The following is an 18,574-nucleotide window of genomic DNA, read 5'->3' as shown; positions in this document are numbered from 1 at the left end:
CCGGCGGTGGTTTACAGCGAAAACCGGTCTGCATCCTGCCAGGCCGGGAAGCGCTCGCGGTAAGCCTGAAGCGCGTCCAGTGACAGCTCGGCATCAAGCCGGGCGCGCTGATGCTGCTCGGCCGCGCTGAGGATCTCCCCCTGCGGTGAGATAATCTGGCTGTCGCCACTGTAGTGATGCTGATTGCCATCGCTGCCAACGCGGTTACAGCCTGCCACGTAAGCCTGATTTTCAATCGCCCGCGCTAACAGTAGCGCCTGCCAGTGCAGCGCACGTGGCGCAGGCCAGTTGGCGACATAGAGCGCCAGATCGTAATCATTGCGGTTGCGCGAGAAGACCGGGAAGCGCAGGTCGTAACAGATTTGCGGCAGAATGCGCCAGCCGCGCCACTCAAACACCTGCCGCTGTTCGCCGGGCTGATAGTGGTGATGCTCGTCCGCCATACGGAACAGGTGACGCTTGTCATACTGATGCAGCGTGCCGTCCGGTTCGACCAGCAGGAAGCGGTTTACCGCGCCGTGTTCTGTCTGAATTGCCGCGCTGCCGCCGACCAGGGCATCGGTGCTGCGGGCATGCTGGTGCAGCCACTCAACCACCTGCGCCTCTGGCAGCGAGCTTTTCGCCGCCTCCATCGCAAAGCCGGTCGTAAACATCTCTGGCAGGATAATCAGATCGCGTCCGGTAAGTCCGGCCAGCTGCGCGTCAAAATGGCGCAGGTTGGCCTCGCCATCCATCCAGCTCAGCGTCTCCTGCAATAGCGTGATTTTCAAAGCTGACATAAGCGCTCCGCGGCGGCATCTAATGTCGCCGGCTGTTTGGCAAAACAGAGGCGGATCAGTTTATGGGGGAAAGCATCGGCGCAGAACACCGACAGGGGTATCGCGGCGACGCCGACTTCACGGGTCAGCCACTGGCAGAAACTGACATCATCCCGATCGGAGATGGCGCTGTAATCGACCAGTAAAAAGTAGGTCCCTTCGCAGGGCAGAACCTTAAAGCGGCTGTTGCTCAGCGCCGTGGCCAGCCGATCGCGTCGATCGCGATAGAACGCTGGCAGCTCAAGATAGTGTTCCGGATGCTCACGCAGCATATCGGCGATTGCCAGCTGCGCCGGGGTATTCACCGAGAAGGTCAGGTATTGATGCACTTTGCGCAGTTCAGCGCTGATCGCCGCAGGCGCAATGCAATAGCCCACTTTCCAGCCGGTCATGTGGAACGTCTTGCCAAACGACGACACCGCGATGGCGCGCTGACGCAAATCAGGATGGGCCAGCACACTGGCGTGGCCCGCCTCATCGAAGCAGATGTGCTCATAAACTTCGTCGCTCAGCACATAAACCGGGTGCGCCGAAATCGCCTGCCACAGCGCGGCGAAATCGGATTGCTGCCAGACGGTAGCGGTAGGGTTGTGCGGCGTATTCAGAATCACCAGCCGGGTTTTGTCACTCAGCAGCGCAGCAAACGCCTGCCAGTCCACCCGAAAAGCGGGCGGCTGCAGCGTAATGCGTTTCATCACGCCGCCAGACAACTCCACCGCAGGCGCATAGCTGTCGTAGCTGGGATCAAAGCAGATCACCTCATCGCCCGGCCGCACCAGTGCGGTAATCGCCGCATAGAGCGCTTCGGTCGCGCCCGCCGTCACCGTAATCTCCGCGTCAACATCAGGACGGTAATCATAAAGTCGCGCGGTTTTCTCCGCTATCGCCTCGCGTAACGGCAGCGCACCGGTCATCGGCGCATATTGATTCGCGCCCTGGCTGACGTGATACGCCAGCCGCTGCTGCAGATAGTCCGGGCCGCTGAAATCGGGAAAGCCCTGAGAGAGATTGATGGCGTTATGCTGCTGCGCCAGCGCACTCATCTGGCTGAAAATCGTGGTGCCGAGTAGGGGAAGTTTACTCTCGGGGATCAGGTTGTGCTGCGTCATGGTGTCAGGCCTTAAGCGCGAAAATTGATGCGGTGTCACCCGGTGTTTGTGCCACTATAAACAGGATGGTAGTATTTGGCAATCAAGACGCTTAGACGGCTAAATGCGTCATGCTCCGCGCGTCAGCGGTGTTGGCTGCACTTGCTTACCCCGGTCACTGACGAGTGTCAGCTCCCGGGGATGCGCGCACTTGCCGCCTTGTCCTGCCGACATGCTCCGCGCGGCAGCGGCGTTGGCTACGCTTGCTTACCCCGGTCACTGACGAGTGTCAGCTCCCGGGGATAAGCGCGCTTGCCGCCTTGCTGACACACGGATCATTTGGCAGGACCCGGAGAAGATGATTCGAAAGTCACGTACGCTTGCTTGCTGTTTAACATTTTTGAGCTGTTGTATTTTCATTATCATTATCTGAGCCACCTGTGATCTCATTTCACCGCAAGGAACCTTTATGTCGCAGAGTCTTCCGTTAGATCAGCTGGTCGCCGCCTGTCACTGGATTGGCGAAAAAGGCTGGGCACCGGCCACCGGCGGAAATATGTCCGTGCGCCGCGATGAACATGTCTGCCTGCTGAGTGAATCGGGCAAAGATAAAGGCACGCTGACGCGGGATGACTTTATTGAGGTCGATATCGCCACCAGCCAGTCGCTCTCTGGCCGTAAGCCGTCGGCAGAAACCGGCCTGCACACGATGATCTATCGCCTCTTTCCTGAGGCGGGCGCGGTGCTGCACACCCACACGGTGAATTCGACCGTGCTGTCGCGGGTGGAGCAGGGTGCGGCGCTATTGCTGCACGGCTATGAGATGCAAAAATCGTTAAGTGGTCAGCATACTCATCTGGATACGCTGGCGATTCCCGTGTTCGACAATAGCCAGGATATCGCGGCGCTGGCGTCAGAAATTGAAGATTACGCCGCACGTTTTCCGCTGCATTACGGCTTTCTGCTGCGCGGCCACGGCTTAACCTGCTGGGGCCGGGATGTCAGCGAAGCCCGCCGTCATCTGGAAGGTCTGGAATTTTTATTTGAATGTGAACGTCAACGTCGCCTGCTGGAGAAAGCATGATTCGCGCCATTGTTACTGATATCGAAGGCACTACCAGCGATATCCGCTTTGTACATAACATCCTGTTTCCCTATGCCCGCAAGCATCTGCCGGATTTCCTGCGTGAAAATGCGCACCAGCCGGACGTGGCGGCCGCACTGCAGTCGGTGCGCGAAGAAGCTGGTCAGCTGCAGGCCGATCTGGCTGGCGTCACAGATATTCTGCTGGGCTTTATGGACCAGGATCGCAAATCGACCGGCCTGAAGGCGCTGCAGGGCATGATCTGGCGTGATGGCTACGTGAACGGCAGTTTTACCGGTCATCTCTATCCCGACGTCGTGCCTGCGCTCAGCCGCTGGAAGGCGCAGGGCATTGAACTTTATGTATATTCCTCCGGCTCGGTTGCGGCGCAGAAATTGTTATTTGGCTACAGCGACGAAGGTGATATTACTGGCCTGTTCAGTGGCTATTTTGACACCCACGTCGGCGCCAAACGCGACGTCGCGGCTTATCGCACTATCGCTGCTGACATTGGCCAGCCAGCGGAGCAGCTGCTGTTCCTCTCCGATATTCATCAGGAGCTGGATGCCGCCGCAGAGGCGGGCTGGCAGACGTTGCAATTACTGCGTGGCGATGCGGACAATGAGAGCCGCCATCGTCAGGTGACGGATTTTTCCCAGATTAACCCGGAGTCGATTTAGCATGAGCGCACTGACTATTTTTACCGACCGTGAAGCCAGCCAGCCGGTGTGGCACAGCACTGACGCGGAAGCGATTCGTGACCGCCTGAATGCCAAAGGTGTCCGTTTCGAGCGCTGGGAAGCCGATCGTGATTTGGGTGAAAATCCGGATCCCGAAACGGTGATCAACGCCTATCAGCATGCGATTGATCGGCTGGTGGCGGAAAAGGGCTATCAGAGCTGGGATGTGATCAGCATGCGTGCTGATAACCCGCAGAAAACCGTGCTGCGGGAGAAATTTCTCAATGAACATACGCACGGCGAAGATGAAGTGCGTTTCTTTGTCGAGGGGGCCGGGCTGTTCTGCCTGCATCTGGATGGCGAGATCCTGCAGATCCTCTGCGAAAAAAACGATCTGATCTCAGTGCCAGCAGGAACGCCGCACTGGTTTGATATGGGGTCGTCACCCCATTTCACGGCTATCCGTATTTTCGACAATCAGGAAGGCTGGGTGGCGAACTTTACCGGCGATAAGATAGCGGATGCCTATCCGCGTCTGGCGTAATCTGTCAGCCTGTTATGCGAGGCGTCTGCCATAGCGGCAAACGCCTCGCAGACCATTACTGCGGCTGGAAGATGCCGTCCTGTACCTGGTCAGGCGTCACCACGCCGGTGTCCAGCACCCAGCCGCTGATCAGCGCCGCTGGCGTCACGTCAAACGCCGGGTTATAAACCCAGGCTGCTTCTGGCGCCCACTGCACGCTGCCAAAACTGCCTGCAACGCCCGTCACTTCGCTGGCGGCGCGCTGCTCAATGGGAATCGCTGCGCCGTCAGGGCAGCTGCGATCCAGCGTGGTATGCGGGGCCGCCACGTAGAACGGGATCTGATGATAATGCGCCAGCACCGCCAGGCTGTAGGTGCCGATCTTATTGGCGACATCGCCATTGGCGGCAATGCGGTCAGCGCCGACCCACACCGCATCTACGTCGCCACGGGCCATGAGGCTGGCGGCCATGGAGTCGGTAATCAGGGTGTAGGGAACCGCCAGCTCGCCCAGTTCCCAGGCGGTTAAGCGGCCGCCCTGTAACAGCGGACGGGTCTCATCAACCCAGACATTCTTAATCAGGCCCTGCTGATGGGCGCGGGCAATGACGCCCAGCGCGGTGCCTACACCCGCCGTTGCCAGCCCGCCGGTATTACAGTGAGTCAGCAGCTGGCTGTTGGGTTTCACCAGCGTGCAACCCGCATCAGCGATGGCATCACACAGTTGCTTATCCTCCTGCACCAGCCGCCAGGCTTCCTGAGCCAGCGCAGGAGCAAAGTCCGGCTGGGCCAGCGCCCCTTTCATTCGGTCAAGATTGTTCATCAGGTTGACGGCGGTAGGGCGCGCAGCGCGCAGGGTCTCCAGCGCCTGAGCCAGTTCAGCGCGCGGCTGCCCCTGTTCTGCCAGCAGCGCCAGCAGCAGTGAGGCAGAGAGGCCGATTAGCGGCGCACCGCGCACCCGCAGTGCATGAATATGTTCAATCAGTTGAGGCACGCTGTGTGCGGGCAGCCAGTTCTTCTGCTGCGGCAATGCCTGCTGATCCAGAATCCAGAGCTGATTGTCACGAACCTGTAAGCTGGTGGTTTGAAGTGTCTGCATTGTGGGTGAAATCCATGTTGCGTTAATGATGCGTATTGTGCCAACATGCTGAACGGATGTATAGACGTCTGAACGGCTTATTACACCTGAGTGACCCCCTTCGAATGATGAGGAACAGGCAATGTCGCAATACCGTACCTTTACTGCTGCTGATGCTGTGGAATATGCCCGACAATTTGGCGGCGTGGACAATCCTGCCGCGCTGAGCAGCGCAGAAGAGATTGGTGATGGCAACCTCAACCTGGTGTTTAAGATTTATGACGATCAGGGCATCAGTCGCGTTATCGTCAAGCAGGCACTGCCTTATGTGCGCTGCGTGGGGGAGTCCTGGCCGCTGACGCTGGATCGGGCGCGGCTGGAAGCGCAGACGCTGGTCGAGCACTACAAATATTGTCCGCAGCACACGGTGAAGATCACCCATTACGATGCGGAGCTGGCGGTGATGGTGATGGAAGATCTCTCCAGCCATCGCATCTGGCGTAGCGAGCTGGTGAAGGGCGCTTACTACCCGGAAGCGGCTCAGCAGTTAGGCAACTATCTGGCGCAAACCCTGTTTCATACATCCGATTTCATCCTGCATCCGCATCAGAAAAAAGCGGAAGTGGCGCGTTTCATCAATCCGGAAATGTGTGAAATCACTGAAGATCTTTTCTTCAACGATCCTTACACCAATCATGAGCGCAACAGCTATCCTGAAGCGCTTGAACCGCTGGTCGCCAGCCTGCGTAATGATGATGCCCTGCGCATCGCGGTGGGCGGTCTTAAGCATCGTTTCTTTGCTCACGCCGAAGCACTGCTGCATGGGGATATTCACAGCGGCTCGATTTTCGTTGCTGACGGCAGCCTGAAAGCGATTGATGCGGAATTTGGCTATTTTGGTCCCATCGGTTTTGATGTTGGTACTGCGGCAGGCAACCTGCTGATTAACTACTGCGGCCTGCCAGGTCTGCTGCCTCCGCGCGAAGCCGCCGATGCCCGCGAGCAGCGCCTCAGCGATGTGCATAAACTCTGGACGACGTTTGCTTCAGGCTTCCTGGCGCTGGCGGCAGAGAAAACCCGCGATGAGGCGCTGGCTTATCCAGGCTATGCGGAAGCGTTTCTGCGTAAAGTATGGGCCGATACCATCGGTTACTGCGGCACTGAGCTGATTCGCCGCACGGTGGGAATGTCACATGTGGCGGATATGAAGCTGATTGCCGATCCGGCGATGCGCACTGACTGCATCCGTAATGCGATTAACCTGGGTCGCACGCTGATTCTGGCAGCCGATCACGTCGAAGATGTGGATGCGCTGATTGCCCGCATCCGTCAGGCAGGATAAAAAAAGCCGACATGATGTCGGCTTTCAGGTAAATCAAAAGCTGGCTATAAGAGTGTGCCCGCGCCGGTAACAGGGACAGATCGGAAAGTCGCTAAAGCCATCCCTGGCTCGCTCGGCCCGCGTCGTCCTGACGCGGGACGCTTTCCTCTTCTGACCCTTAATTATTGCGGCCAGATTTCCCCTGATTTGGCATAGTGCCGCCCTACTGATGAAGAGCGCTGAACTTCAAGCGATGGGACCATACGCCTGGAATAAAGCATCGCGGGCCATGGATGGCCCGCGCTGAGCATGCAATGGATGGCGTTTTTGCGTCTTTACGGAAGGCGTATGCTCCCTGAGCCGATGCAACGCTAACCCTATGCCGCCTCACTCGCGCGTGATGCAGGCTGAGGGGCTTTCTCTGGCACCGGTACTGCCAGTGCCTCCGGCTCAAACTCATCGACGTTAATCGAACGCAGACGGCTGACTTCGGCACGCTGCAACACTTCCGCCTCTTTGGCATCAATCCAGCCCTGATCCAGCGCACGCTTCGCCAGCGCGTCCAGACGGGTAAAGGAGAGGTGCTGCTTCGTCTGTTTGCACAGCCTGTCATGAATCCCTTCTGCCGCCATCACATCCTGCAGCGCCTGTTCCAGCTGACCGGCAGGGTTATGTTTACTCGGCGTCAGGTACATGCCACGGCCCAGTCGGCTGCGGGTGGCTGACGGCTGCTGCAGCATTTTTGCCAGCTGATGATCAAGACGGTCAGACGGAGCAGGGCAGTGATGACCGCCAGCGAAAATCGTCATCCGCAAGGCGCCCGCCACCAGACGGTTCGGGAAGTTACGCAGCAGATCGTCAATAGCCACTTCTGCCTGATGCAGTGCATCCTGTACGCCCCAGTGAACCAGCGGCAGATCGGCTTCGTTGCGACCTTCATCGTCATAGCGTTTCAGGGTTGCGGAGGCCAGATAGAGCTGACTCAACACATCGCCCAGACGCGCCGAGATACGCTCGCGACGTTTCAGGCTGCCACCCAGCACCGCCATCGACACATCAGAGAGCAACGCCAGGTTGGCACTGATGCGGTTCAGGTGCTGGTAATAACGGCGGGTGCCATCGCGGGTCGGGCTGGCGCTGGTGCGTCCGGCAGTTAAGCCCAGCCACAGGCTGCGCATCGTGCTGCTGCCCACATGACCGATATGGCTGAACAGCGCCTGATCAAACGCATTCACATCGTTGCTGGCTGCCGCCGCCATCTCCTGCAGTACATAAGGATGGCAGCGAATCGCGCCCTGACCAAAGATAATCATGCTACGCGTCAGAATGTTCGCGCCTTCCACGGTAATAGCGATCGGCGCACCCTGATAGGCACGGGCCAGGAAGTTACTGTTCCCGAGCATAATGCCTTTACCGCCGGCAATATCCATAGCGTCGATAATGGCGCGCTGACCGCGATGGGTGCAGTGATATTTCACAATCGCCGACAGCACCGCCGGTTTTTCACCCTGCATAATGCCGGCTGTGATCAGCGTAGCGGCCGCATCCATCACATAAGCATTACCCGCAATGCGCGCCAGCGGCTCTTCAATCCCTTCCATCTTACCGATTGAGACGCGGAACTGGCGGCGGATATGGGCATAAGCACCTGTTGCCAGCGCCACACTTTTCAGGCTGCCGGTTGAGTTCGATGGCAGCGTAATGCCGCGACCCACTGACAGACATTCCACCAGCATCCGCCAGCCCTGGCCGGCCATTTCCGGACCGCCGATAATATAGTCAATCGGCACAAAGATATCGTTGCCGCGTGTCGGCCCGTTCTGGAAAGGCACGTTAAGCGGGAAGTGGCGATGGCCAATTTCCACACCGGGCGTGTTGGTCGGAATCAGCGCACAGGTAATACCAGGATTCTCATTGTCGCTGAGCAGATGATCCGGGTCGGAAAGTTTAAACGCCAGGCCCAGCACGGTGGCGATCGGTGCCAGTGTAATGTAGCGCTTGTTCCAGGTCAGGCGCATACCCAGCACCTGCTGACCTTTCCATTCGCCCATGCAGACGACGCCAGTATCGGGGATCGCGCCGGCATCTGAACCTGCTTCCGGGCTGGTCAGCGCAAAGCAGGGGATCTCATCGCCGCGTGCCAGCCGGGGCAGGTAATGATTTTTCTGCTCTTCGGTGCCGTAGTGCTGCAGCAGTTCGCCCGGACCCAGTGAGTTAGGCACACCCACAGTAATCGCCAGAATCCCGGAGACGCCCGACAGCTTTTGCAGCACACAGGCTTGTGCATAGGCAGAGAAATCGAGGCCGCCATACTCTTTTTTAATGATCATCGCGAAGAAACGATGCTCTTTCAGATATGCCCAGAGTTCCGGCGGCATATCGGCCAGCTCATGGGTGATCTGGAAATCGTTGGCCATGCGGCACGCTTCTTCGACCGGGCCATCAAGAAAGGCCTGCTCCTCGGCAGTCAGGCGTGGCTGAGGATAGTTGTGCAGCTTCTGCCAGTCCGGTTTGCCCTGGAACAGATCGCCTTCCCACCAGGTGGTACCCGCATCGATGGCCTCTTTCTCGGTGCGCGACATCGGCGGCATTACTTTCTGGAAGCGCTGAAAGATCGGCGTTGAAAAGAGGCTGCGGCGCAGCGACGGCAGGTTAAACGGCAGCAGAATGATCGCCAGTGGCAGCAGCAGCCATGGCGTCCAGAGATGCGCAACAGCCATCGCCGCAGTCCACAGCAACAGAATGGCGCTGCTGAGCCGTAACGACAGGCGGTGGTAGAACAGGGCGCCAATCAGCGCCACCGTGGCAAGTATCGAAACAACCATCATAATGAACCGCTCCAAGTAGTAAGAGGTCTGACCTGTTATACAGAGAGGTTTAGAGCAGTTGAGAGCATTTATCAATTTGTTTACATCGCAATTACAACCTGCCTCACAAAAACCTGTTTTAGCCCATTTTTGCAGCACCTTCGGCAACAATATTCCGCGTTAGAGTCCGGACCGACGTGGCATGACGCTTTGCGCTGACCGGCCATTCCGTTAAACTTGCTGCGATTAACCTCTCCTAAAAAAGGACATCCCTATGTACCAGGACATCATCCGCTCTGAGCTCAATGAAGCTGCTGATACGCTGAATAAATTCCTCAGCGACGATGCCAATATCCATGCGATCCAGCGTGCTGCGGTACTGCTGGCTGACAGCTTTAAGGCTGGCGGAAAGGTACTTTCGTGCGGTAACGGCGGTTCACATTGCGATGCGATGCACTTCGCCGAAGAGCTGACCGGTCGCTACCGTGAAAATCGTCCTGGCTATCCGGCGATTGCCATCTCTGACGTCAGCCACCTCTCCTGCGTCAGTAATGATTTTGGTTATGACTATGTCTTTTCGCGCTACATAGAAGCAGTAGGGCGTCCGGGCGATGTGCTGCTGGGCCTCTCAACCTCCGGTAACTCTGCCAATATCATTAAAGCGATTGAAGCTGCCCGTGCGCAGGGAATGAAAGTGATCACCCTGACCGGTAAAGATGGCGGTAAGATGGCAGGCAGTGCCGACATTGAAATCCGGGTGCCGCACTTTGGTTATGCCGATCGCATTCAGGAGATCCACATTAAAGTGATCCACATCCTGATGCTGCTGATCGAAAAAGAGATGGTGAAGTAACAGCGCTGGCCTCCCACAGGCGGAGGCCACTTAATCAGAGGCGGTGGCTATGTGCGAATTGCTCGGGATGAGCGCCAATGTTCCCACGGATATCTGTTTCAGCTTTACCGGACTGGTTCAGCGTGGCGGTGGGACCGGGCCTCACAAAGATGGCTGGGGCATTACCTTTTACGAAGATAAAGGCTGCCGTACGTTTAAAGATCCGCTGCCGAGCTTTAACTCACCGATTGCGCGTCTGGTGCAGGAATACCCGATAAAATCACATTCGGTGGTGGCGCATATCCGCCAGGCGAATCGTGGTCAGGTGTCGCTGGAAAACACCCATCCGTTTACCCGTGAGCTGTGGGGCCGTCACTGGACCTATGCGCACAACGGACAGCTCAAGGGGTATCGGCAACTGGAGACCGGCACATTCCGGCCGGTAGGCGAAACGGACAGCGAGAAGGCGTTTTGCTGGATCCTGCATCAGCTGGCGACGCGCTATCCACGCACGCCGGGCAACTGGCCTGCGGTGTTTCGTTTTATCGGGGAGCTGGCTGGCACGCTGCGGCAGAAGGGCGTGTTTAACATGCTGCTGTCAGACGGGCGATATCTGATGGCCTTTTGCTCCACCAACCTCTTCTGGATCACCCGTCGTGCACCCTTTGGCCGGGCGCAGTTACTGGATCAGGATGTGGAGGTTGATTTTCAGCAGCACACCACGCCGCATGACGTGGTGACGGTGATTGCTACGCAGCCACTGACGGCCAATGAAACCTGGCAGCGGATTGCGCCAGGTGAATGGGCGTTATTCTGCCTTGGAGAGCGCCAGGAATGAACGGGAGGCCGCTTCGGGACTGGCTAAAACCGGTGCCGGGCTGCTGTTCATCACATATTTACCGCTGGCGACGTTGACCGTCGGCGGCTGGTGATATTTAGCAAAATAAGCGTATCCGGGCTGGAGCTGCTGCCAGAAACTGGCATCGCTGGAGTAGCGGTGACGCTGCATGTTGCTGTCAGTCATGCGGAACGGATAGATGCTGATGCTGACATCCTGCTGGCCATTACGCAGCGCCGCGTTCACATAAGTAAAAATCTCATCCATATAGGCGTTCGTCATGGCATAGCAGCCAATTGACTTACAGTCGCCATGAATCATCAGGTAGTTGCCGCTGTAGCCCTGATTACGATCGAACTGATTCGGGAAGCCAATGTTGATCGCGCGATAAAAACGGCTATCCGGCTTCAGCTGATTCAGCTTCACGTTGTAAAAACCTTCCGGGCTTTTGAAATCGCCTTCACGGCGTTTCGGGCCGAGGCCGCCAGAAAAGTTACAGATGCGGTAGGTATCCAGCAGGCGGTATTCATTACCGATTTTGCCGTAGAGTTCGAGGGTGCGTTCTTCCTTGAAGATCTGGATATAGACCGGGGTACCCAGTAACTGTTTCTTTAATTCTTTGCTGACCGGTGCCGCTGTCTGGACGGGTTCGGGTGTCATTGCCATGCTGAGGGCTGGCAGTAAAATCATCGCAAACAGGAGTGCGATTTTGCCCATGCTGTGTATACCTTGAGGTGAATAGAACATGACGCAAATTGTGCGTCTCTGTTTGCATTATCGGAACTGTCCGCTATCGCAGCGCAACATTAAACATTGTCTGTTTTTTTAGCAAGACGCTGGCAGCCAGATTCGCGATTTACTGAAGGATATTCGGCCACAAATTTGTAAACTTTAATTGTGGGCGCGACAAATATTGCAGTTACCCCTGCCAACTGTATACTTATCCAGTGCCGGAGGGGGTATGCGTAAAATCATTCATGTCGATATGGACTGCTTCTATGCCGCGGTGGAGATGCGTGATAATCCCCAGCTGCGCGACATCCCGATCGCGATTGGTGGCAGCCGTGAACGTCGTGGCGTCATCAGCACCGCCAACTATCCGGCCCGCAAATATGGCGTGCGCAGCGCGATGCCAACTGGCATGGCCCTCAAGCTATGCCCGCATCTCCGTTTGTTGCCAGGACGTTTCGATGCCTACAAAGAAGCCTCCGCACAAATTCGCGACATCTTTACCCGCTACACCCCGCTGATTGAACCGCTCTCCCTTGATGAAGCCTATCTGGATGTCACCGACAGCCCGCACTGTCACGGCTCTGCCACACTGATGGCGCAGGCGATCCGCGCCACCATCTACCGTGAAACCGGGCTGACCGCTTCAGCGGGCATCGCGCCGATTAAGTTTCTGGCAAAGATTGCCTCTGACCTGAATAAGCCCGATGGGCAGTTCGTGATTACGCCGCCGGAGATGGCCGGTTTTTTGCTGACGCTGCCGCTGGCGAAGATCCCCGGTGTTGGCAAAGTCTCGGCCAAAAAGCTGGAGGAGATGGGGCTGGTGACCTGCGGTGACGTGCAGAAGGCCGATCTGGCGCTACTGTTAAAGCGCTTTGGTAAGTTTGGCCGGGTGCTGTGGGAGCGCAGCAATGGCATTGATGACCGCAGCGTCATTGTGGAGCGCGAGCGTAAATCGCTGGGGGTGGAACGCACGCTGGCGGAAGATATCAGCGACTGGGATGCCTGCCTGGAGATTATCGATTTTCTCTATGCCGAGCTGGATCGCCGGCTGACGCAGATCCGACCCGACAGGCAGGTGGCGCGTCAGGGCGTTAAACTCAAGTTCAGTGATTTTCAGCAGACGACCCAGGAGCATATCTGGCCGGTACTGAATAAAGAGGACATGATTGCCATCGCCCGGAAAACCTGGGATGAGCGTCGTGCCGGGCGCGGCGTGCGGCTGGTGGGACTGCATGTCACCATGGTCGATCCCCAGCTTGAGCGTCAACTTCTGCTGGGTCTGTAACGGTCAGCCTCACCGTTCGGCAAGGCTGACGCCGGATTATTTCTTATATTTCGCCGCCAGGGTAGCAAACCACGGCGCGACGAAATCCTCATTGCTGCCCCAGCCCGGAATGATCTTGTTCAGCGACGCGACGTTCACTGCGCCAGGCTGGCTGCCGAGCTGCTGCTGAGAGATCGATGCCGCTTTAAACTGGTAAGTCGCAGGCGTCTCTTCACCGGCAATCTTCTTCGCCACCAGCCGCATATTCACCGCGCCAATGGTTTTAGGGTCGACTGCTACCGTCTGCACCCACGGGCTGTTCTTCTCACGCATCAGCTGCAAATCCTGATTCGAGACATCAATACTGTAGAGCTTGATCTCGGTCCTGCCATTCTCCTGCAGCGCTTTGTAAGCGCCCTGGCTGAAGGCATCCCAGGCACCCCAGATTGCGTCGATTTTGCCTTTCGGGTATTTCGCCAGAATCGCACCAATTTTGTTGGCGGTGTCGCCCTGCACGTCTGTTGAAACTGCGCCAATCGACTCCAGCTGATGAATGCCCGGATTCTCTTTCAGCAGCTTTTCATAGACCACCTGGCGGCGTTCCATCGGCGGAAAACCGGCAACCCACAGCTTGACGATATTCGCCTTGCCGTTGAAATCATGGATAAGCTGACCCAGCGACAGCTGCGCCAGTGAAGCGTCATCCTGCGCGGTGACGGTGACGCCCGGAATCGGACTATCTACCGGCGTATCAAATACTGACAGCTTGATGCCCGCGTCGGCAATGCGCTTCACCAGGCCGCTGGCGTAGGGCGCTTTACCGTGCGACAGCACGATGCCGTCATATTTCTGGCTGATCGCCTGATTCACGAAATCCTGGAAGCGCGCATCGTCGCCGTTGCTCAGGAAGGTGCTGACTTTAAAGCCCAGCTGGCGACCCTGCTGAATGGCACCGGCCACAAACTGGGTGGTGTTGTCATCAGAGCCAAGGTTGCGGATCACCGCAATACGGATCGGACCATCATGGCTGGCGATAGCCGCAGGTACCGGCGTGACGGTCTCCGCGAAGGCAGCGCTGGCGTTCAGCAGGCTCAGGGCCAGCAGCGAGAGTGTTATTTTTTGCATTGTTATCAACTCCGGTAAACGCGCCTCAGCGGCGCTGGATATAGGTAATCGCCAGTGCTAAAGCCAGCACCAGTCCTTTAATAATGTCCATGGCGTAGTAGGGAACAGAGAGCATCACCAGACCGTTCTGCAGCACGCCGAGAATCACCGCGCCGACCAGCGTGCCCAGCGCATTGGGCTTGCCGGAGCCAGCCAGCGAGAAGCCGATCCATGCCGCCGCGACAGCGTCCATCAGGTAGCCGCTTCCGGCGTTAACCTGCGATGAACCAATACGCGAGGCGAGCAGGATGCCGCCCAGACCGGCCAGCAGTGAGGCGATCACATAAGCCAGGACCCGATAACGGGTGGTGCGGATGCCGGAGAGGCGCGCCGCTTCCGGATTGCCACCCAGCGCGTACATCCGGCGACCATGTTTGGTCAGAGACAGCGCCAGCTGCGCGGCGACGGTCACCACCAGCATGATGATGACAATGGTTGGCACCTGGCCGAGCAGGCCAAACGTCGCCGGAATAGTGCCTTCCGCCATATCACCGCTCGGCAGCACCATGTTTTCAGTGATCGATCCGCCAAAACTGTAGGTCATCGCCACACCCTGAATCACAAACAGCGTCGCCAGCGTCGCCAGCATGTCGGGGATACGCAGGATCACAATCAGGAAGGCGTTAAACAGACCGACCAGCGTGCAAAGCGCCAGGGTAATCAGGATCGCGGTGGTGGTGCCGAAGCCGTACCAGACAAACAGTGAAATCACTAACGCATTCGCCAGTGAGGCGGTCGAGCCGACCGACAGATCAAAGCCGCCCACGGTCAGTGATATCGATACGCCAATCGCAATCACCGTAACAATGGCAATCGATCGCAGAATATTGATGATGTTATTGGGTTCAAGGAAGCTGTCGGAGGCCAGGCCAAAGGCGGCAATCAGGATCACTACCGTGAGCAACATGCCCCATTTGTAGAGAAAGTCGAACAACTGGTGACGCCATGGCGAGGGGGTCAGGTTCAGGCTGGTTTCTTTGCTGCTCACGCAGGGGTTCCTCCGGTGGAATAGAGCAAAAGCGTCTCTTCAGTGACGTCGCGTGCAGCCAGCTCGGCCACGATGCGTCCATCCCAGAGCACGCAAATCCGGTCGCATAAACCGACCAGTTCAGAAAATTCACCCGACGCGTAAATAATGCCTTTCCCTTCGCGCGCCAGGTTATCGATCAGGGTGAACAGCTCGGTTTTGGCTTTAATGTCCACGCCTTTGGTCGGCTCATCGAAGATCAGCACATCCGCGTTGTTGCGCAGCCATTTGCCAACGGCCACCTTTTGCTGGTTGCCGCCGGAGAGACGTCGCAGTGTCTGTGCCGGACCGGTGGTGCGCACCTGCAACTGCCGTATAACCTGCTCTGCCCAGCGCCATGCCTGGCGATGACCAAACAGGCTCCAGCGCGAAAAGCTGTCGTCGGCGCTGACGCTGAGGTTCATTGCGACGGATTCATCAATAAAGATCCCCTCTTTGCGACGCTCTTCCGGCACCAGCGCCATACGACGACTGACCGAGTCGTGCGGCGAACGGGGTCGCCACGGCTGACCGTGCAGTTCACCGCCACTGACGCGGCTTTTGCTGGCACCAAACAGCGCTTTGCAGAGCTCGGTTTTGCCGGCACCGGCCAGTCCGGCAATCCCCAGAATTTCACCTTTATGCAGCCGCAGCGAGATATCCTGCAGCAGCTGCTCATCGTGCAATCCTTCCACCGCCAGCAGCAGTGGCTGTGCCTGTTGTTCGCGGCGGGCCGGAAAGATATCGGTCAGCTGATGGCCCAGCATCTTCTCCACGATCTGTTCACCGCTCAGCGCCGCCATCGGGCCGGTTTCGATTAACCGGCCATCACGCAGCACCGTCAGCTGGTCGCAGATCGCTTTGAGTTCATGGATACGGTGAGAGATAAACACCACGCCGATACCGCTGGCCTTAAGACGACGCACCACGGCAAATAGCCGCTCGCTTTCGTGCTGATCCAGCGGGGCAGTGGGTTCGTCGAGAATCAGGAAGCGGCAGTGATGCGACAGCGCCCGCGCCAGCAGAATTTGCTGTTTTTCCGCCAGGGTGCAGCGCTCCACCAGCCGGTTAACGTCCAGCGCCACGTCGAGCTGAGCCAGTAAGGCCCGGGCCTGACGGCGAATCTCGCCCCAGCGATAGCGGTGGCCTGGCTCTGCCAGCCGATCCAGCAGAATGTTTTCCGCCACGCTGAGCTGCGGTACCAAGGCGACATCCACTTCCTGCTGAACCAGATGGATACCCAGCTGTTTCGCGTCACGCGGTGTACGTATGGAGACCCGCTCGCCGTCCAGCAGGATCTCGCCGCTGTAGTGACTGTGCGCGCCGGAAAGGATCGCCATCAGCGTAGACTTGCCCGCGCCGTTAGCGCCGGTCAGCGCATGAACCGAATGGCCCTCACTGCGGAAATCCACCGACGATAGCGCGGAAAAACCGCCAAAAGCGATGGAGATATTACGCATCTCAAGGCAGTTTACCCCTGGCATGTGATGATTCTCCTGAAGAAACACTGGCCGCATTTTTTCCTGAACCTTCAGGCGCGGCAACAGCCGAAAGCGCATAAGCTAGCACGAAATCTTATTAGCCATCCAGACATCTGGACATAATGGCGGCTGTGACCAGCGAAGCGTGAGAACGTGGCGGAATAGTAGGGGAAAGCGCGAAAAAGGTAGCGAATTATGCTGGTGAAAAGTCACAGGCATAAAAAAACCAGGCCGGAGCCTGGTTGACTTTTTTTGTGACAGAATTACTTTTCTGGCACCACATTCAGCAGGGTGGTCAGCAGTTTCCAGTAAAGACCCACGCTTTCGATGTGAACCTGCTCATCCGGCGAATGCGGCCCGGTGATGGTTGGCCCAATCGAGACCATATCCATGTCCGGATACGGCTTTTTGAACAGACCACACTCCAGACCGGCGTGAATCACCTGAATGTTAGGGGTTTTATCAAACAGCGCGATGTAGGTCTGACGGGTCAGCGCCATGATGGCGGAGTCTGCATCCGGCTGCCAGCCTGGGTAGCCGCCTTTCGCTTTCGTCTGCGCGCCGGCCAGCTGGCCCAGCGAGGTCAGCATCTGCACCACATAATCACGGCCGGTGTCGATCAGCGAACGAATCAGGCAGTTAATCTCTGCGTGATCGGCTTCCATCGTTACTACACCGATATTCAGTGAGGTTTCGACCACGCCTTTCGCCACGTCTGAATTGCGGATCACGCCGTTTGGCGTGCTGTTCAGCAGGTTCAGGAAGCGATCGCGGCTGTCAGTGCTCAGGGCATCGCCCTGATGCGCCAGCGGCTCGGTGACCAGTGCAATGTTCGGCTCTTTGATGCCGTGCTCGTTTTTGATGGCGCTCAGGAACTGCGCTGCCGCTGATTTCAGCGCATCCGCTTTGTGGCTTTCTACCGCGACGGTAGCGAAGGCTTCACGCGGAATTGCATTACGCAGCGTACCGCCGCTGAACGCCAGCAGACGCAGATCCAGTTCAGCCGCGTGGGCTGCCAGGAAACGCGCCAGCAGTTTGTTAGCGTTGCCCAGGCCCATATGAATATCGGCACCGGAGTGACCGCCACGCAGCCCTTTCAGCGTCAGTTTCAGGGTCTGGAACTCAGCAGGCACGGCTTCACGGGTCAGCGGTAGGGTGGAGACGAAATCGATACCGCCTGCGCAACCCATATAGATCTCACCTTCCTCTTCAGAGTCGGTGTTGATCAGGATCTCAGCCTGCAGCCAGTTGGGTTGCAGACCGAAAGCGCCATCCATGCCGGTCTCTTCGGTCATGGTCAGCAGCACTTCCAGCGGACCATGCGTCAGGCTGTTATCAGCCAGTACCGCCAGCGCAGAAGCCATGCCGATGCCGTTGTCGGCGCCCAGCGTGGTGCCGCGCGCTTTCACCCACTCGCCATCAATCCACGGCTGAATAGGATCTTTGGTGAAGTCATGAACGGTGTCGTTATTTTTCTGCGGCACCATATCCAGATGCGCCTGCAGCGCGACCGGAGTACGGTTTTCCATGCCTGCAGTGGCGGGCTTACGAATCAGGATGTTGCCGACCTGATCGCGCTCACACCAGAAGCCCTGCTCTTTAGCCCAGCCAGTGATGTAGTTCGCCAGCGCTTCTTCGTGAAAAGAGGGATGGGGAATAGAGCAGATCTTAGCGAAAATATCCCACAGCGGCTGTGGAGAGAGTTGAGACAATTCAGACACGACAGGTCTCCTGTGTCAGTGTACCGGCGAGGCCGGACATCGCGAGTTTCCAGTGAAAAATCGCCGTCAGAGAATCTGACGAGCCAGTCCTGAGAATATCACTGTTTTTTACCGGGTGCGCTCTCAGACGCGCTAAA

The 18,574-nt window shown here is 57.5% G+C and carries 16 protein-coding genes; 7 read left to right on the top strand and 9 right to left on the bottom strand.

Translation table 11 applies throughout. The annotated features are described in order from the left end of the window. Nucleotides 1–11: 11 nt before the first annotated feature. Together KTJ90_RS15245 and KTJ90_RS15240 are read right to left on the bottom strand one after the other, a co-directional pair. Nucleotides 12–779 carry an amidohydrolase gene (locus KTJ90_RS15245; protein ID WP_008924831.1) on the bottom strand — a complete coding sequence of 256 codons (768 nt, stop codon included), beginning with the start codon at nt 777–779 and terminating at the stop codon, nt 12–14. Beyond that, nucleotides 767–1,927: a pyridoxal phosphate-dependent aminotransferase gene (locus KTJ90_RS15240; protein ID WP_140033666.1), complete on the bottom strand. Its 1,161-nt coding sequence runs from the start codon at nt 1,925–1,927 to the stop codon at nt 767–769. The genes KTJ90_RS15245 and KTJ90_RS15240 overlap by 13 nt, the downstream gene beginning before the upstream one ends. Nucleotides 1,928–2,375: 448 nt before the next feature. Here KTJ90_RS15240 and KTJ90_RS15235 point away from each other — a divergent pair, with 448 nt between their 5' ends. From KTJ90_RS15235 to KTJ90_RS15225, 3 genes are read left to right on the top strand one after another with little or no spacing between them, the layout of a single operon-like run. Then, on the top strand, nt 2,376–2,990 hold the full coding sequence (locus KTJ90_RS15235; RefSeq protein ID WP_110411628.1) for a methylthioribulose 1-phosphate dehydratase: 615 nt from the start codon (nt 2,376–2,378) through the stop codon (nt 2,988–2,990). Beyond that, nucleotides 2,987–3,670: an acireductone synthase gene (gene mtnC, locus KTJ90_RS15230; RefSeq protein WP_003852578.1), complete on the top strand. Its 684-nt coding sequence runs from the start codon at nt 2,987–2,989 to the stop codon at nt 3,668–3,670. The genes KTJ90_RS15235 and mtnC overlap by 4 nt, the downstream gene beginning before the upstream one ends. Before the next feature lies 1 nt (nt 3,671). Beyond that, a complete protein-coding gene (locus tag KTJ90_RS15225) occupies nt 3,672–4,214 on the top strand; it encodes a 1,2-dihydroxy-3-keto-5-methylthiopentene dioxygenase (RefSeq protein WP_003852580.1) in 543 nt (180 codons plus the stop codon). A gap of 55 nt (nt 4,215–4,269) precedes the next feature. On the opposite strand, the gene mtnA is transcribed toward KTJ90_RS15225, so the two are convergent. After that, the gene (gene mtnA, locus KTJ90_RS15220) at nt 4,270–5,292 is read right to left on the bottom strand and encodes an S-methyl-5-thioribose-1-phosphate isomerase (protein ID WP_110411627.1); all 1,023 of its coding nucleotides are present in this window, start codon (nt 5,290–5,292) and stop codon (nt 4,270–4,272) included. A 121-nt stretch (nt 5,293–5,413) separates the two neighbouring features. Here mtnA and mtnK point away from each other — a divergent pair, with 121 nt between their 5' ends. After that, the gene (gene mtnK, locus KTJ90_RS15215; RefSeq protein ID WP_110411626.1) at nt 5,414–6,613 is read left to right on the top strand and encodes an S-methyl-5-thioribose kinase; all 1,200 of its coding nucleotides are present in this window, start codon (nt 5,414–5,416) and stop codon (nt 6,611–6,613) included. Between the two features lie 356 nt (nt 6,614–6,969). On the opposite strand, the gene fadE is transcribed toward mtnK, so the two are convergent. Beyond that, nucleotides 6,970–9,420 carry an acyl-CoA dehydrogenase FadE gene (gene fadE, locus KTJ90_RS15210; RefSeq protein WP_187512800.1) on the bottom strand — a complete coding sequence of 817 codons (2,451 nt, stop codon included), beginning with the start codon at nt 9,418–9,420 and terminating at the stop codon, nt 6,970–6,972. 253 nt (nt 9,421–9,673) lie between these two features. Between fadE and lpcA the strand changes: the two genes are divergently transcribed. Both lpcA and KTJ90_RS15200 read left to right on the top strand, forming a co-directional pair. Further along, the gene (gene lpcA / locus KTJ90_RS15205; protein WP_003851153.1) at nt 9,674–10,252 is read left to right on the top strand and encodes a D-sedoheptulose 7-phosphate isomerase; all 579 of its coding nucleotides are present in this window, start codon (nt 9,674–9,676) and stop codon (nt 10,250–10,252) included. A gap of 49 nt (nt 10,253–10,301) precedes the next feature. Further along, a complete protein-coding gene (locus KTJ90_RS15200) occupies nt 10,302–11,069 on the top strand; it encodes a class II glutamine amidotransferase (protein WP_003851154.1) in 768 nt (255 codons plus the stop codon). On the opposite strand, the gene dpaA is transcribed toward KTJ90_RS15200, so the two are convergent. After that, the gene (gene dpaA, locus KTJ90_RS15195) at nt 11,040–11,786 is read right to left on the bottom strand and encodes a peptidoglycan meso-diaminopimelic acid protein amidase (protein WP_008924835.1); all 747 of its coding nucleotides are present in this window, start codon (nt 11,784–11,786) and stop codon (nt 11,040–11,042) included. The two genes, KTJ90_RS15200 and dpaA, sit on opposite strands and share 30 nt — an antisense overlap. A 244-nt stretch (nt 11,787–12,030) precedes the next feature. Here dpaA and dinB point away from each other — a divergent pair, with 244 nt between their 5' ends. After that, nucleotides 12,031–13,086 carry a DNA polymerase IV gene (gene dinB, locus KTJ90_RS15190; protein ID WP_008924836.1) on the top strand — a complete coding sequence of 352 codons (1,056 nt, stop codon included), beginning with the start codon at nt 12,031–12,033 and terminating at the stop codon, nt 13,084–13,086. Between the two features lie 36 nt (nt 13,087–13,122). On the opposite strand, the gene KTJ90_RS15185 is transcribed toward dinB, so the two are convergent. The 4 genes from KTJ90_RS15185 to pepD all read right to left on the bottom strand — a co-directional run bounded on the left by KTJ90_RS15185 (nt 13,123) and on the right by pepD (nt 18,437). Further along, nucleotides 13,123–14,190: a sugar ABC transporter substrate-binding protein gene (locus KTJ90_RS15185; RefSeq protein ID WP_003851159.1), complete on the bottom strand. Its 1,068-nt coding sequence runs from the start codon at nt 14,188–14,190 to the stop codon at nt 13,123–13,125. A 25-nt stretch (nt 14,191–14,215) separates the two neighbouring features. Next, nucleotides 14,216–15,217, bottom strand: a complete 1,002-nt coding sequence (locus KTJ90_RS15180; RefSeq protein WP_003851161.1) for an ABC transporter permease — start codon at nt 15,215–15,217, stop codon at nt 14,216–14,218. Then, nucleotides 15,214–16,719 carry a sugar ABC transporter ATP-binding protein gene (locus tag KTJ90_RS15175; RefSeq protein WP_286866967.1) on the bottom strand — a complete coding sequence of 502 codons (1,506 nt, stop codon included), beginning with the start codon at nt 16,717–16,719 and terminating at the stop codon, nt 15,214–15,216. Before KTJ90_RS15175 ends, KTJ90_RS15180 begins: the two co-directional genes overlap by 4 nt. 260 nt (nt 16,720–16,979) lie before the next feature. After that, entirely contained in the window at nt 16,980–18,437 is a 1,458-nt protein-coding gene (pepD, locus tag KTJ90_RS15170) for a beta-Ala-His dipeptidase (protein ID WP_003851169.1), read from the bottom strand. Nucleotides 18,438–18,574 lie beyond the last annotated feature (137 nt).

It is taken from the genome of Pantoea jilinensis (assembly GCF_019104105.1).
Lineage (GTDB): Bacteria > Pseudomonadota > Gammaproteobacteria > Enterobacterales > Enterobacteriaceae > Pantoea > Pantoea eucalypti.
The sequence above is the reverse complement of the archived record's forward strand: the minus strand, read 5'-3'. Positions and strand labels throughout refer to the sequence as shown.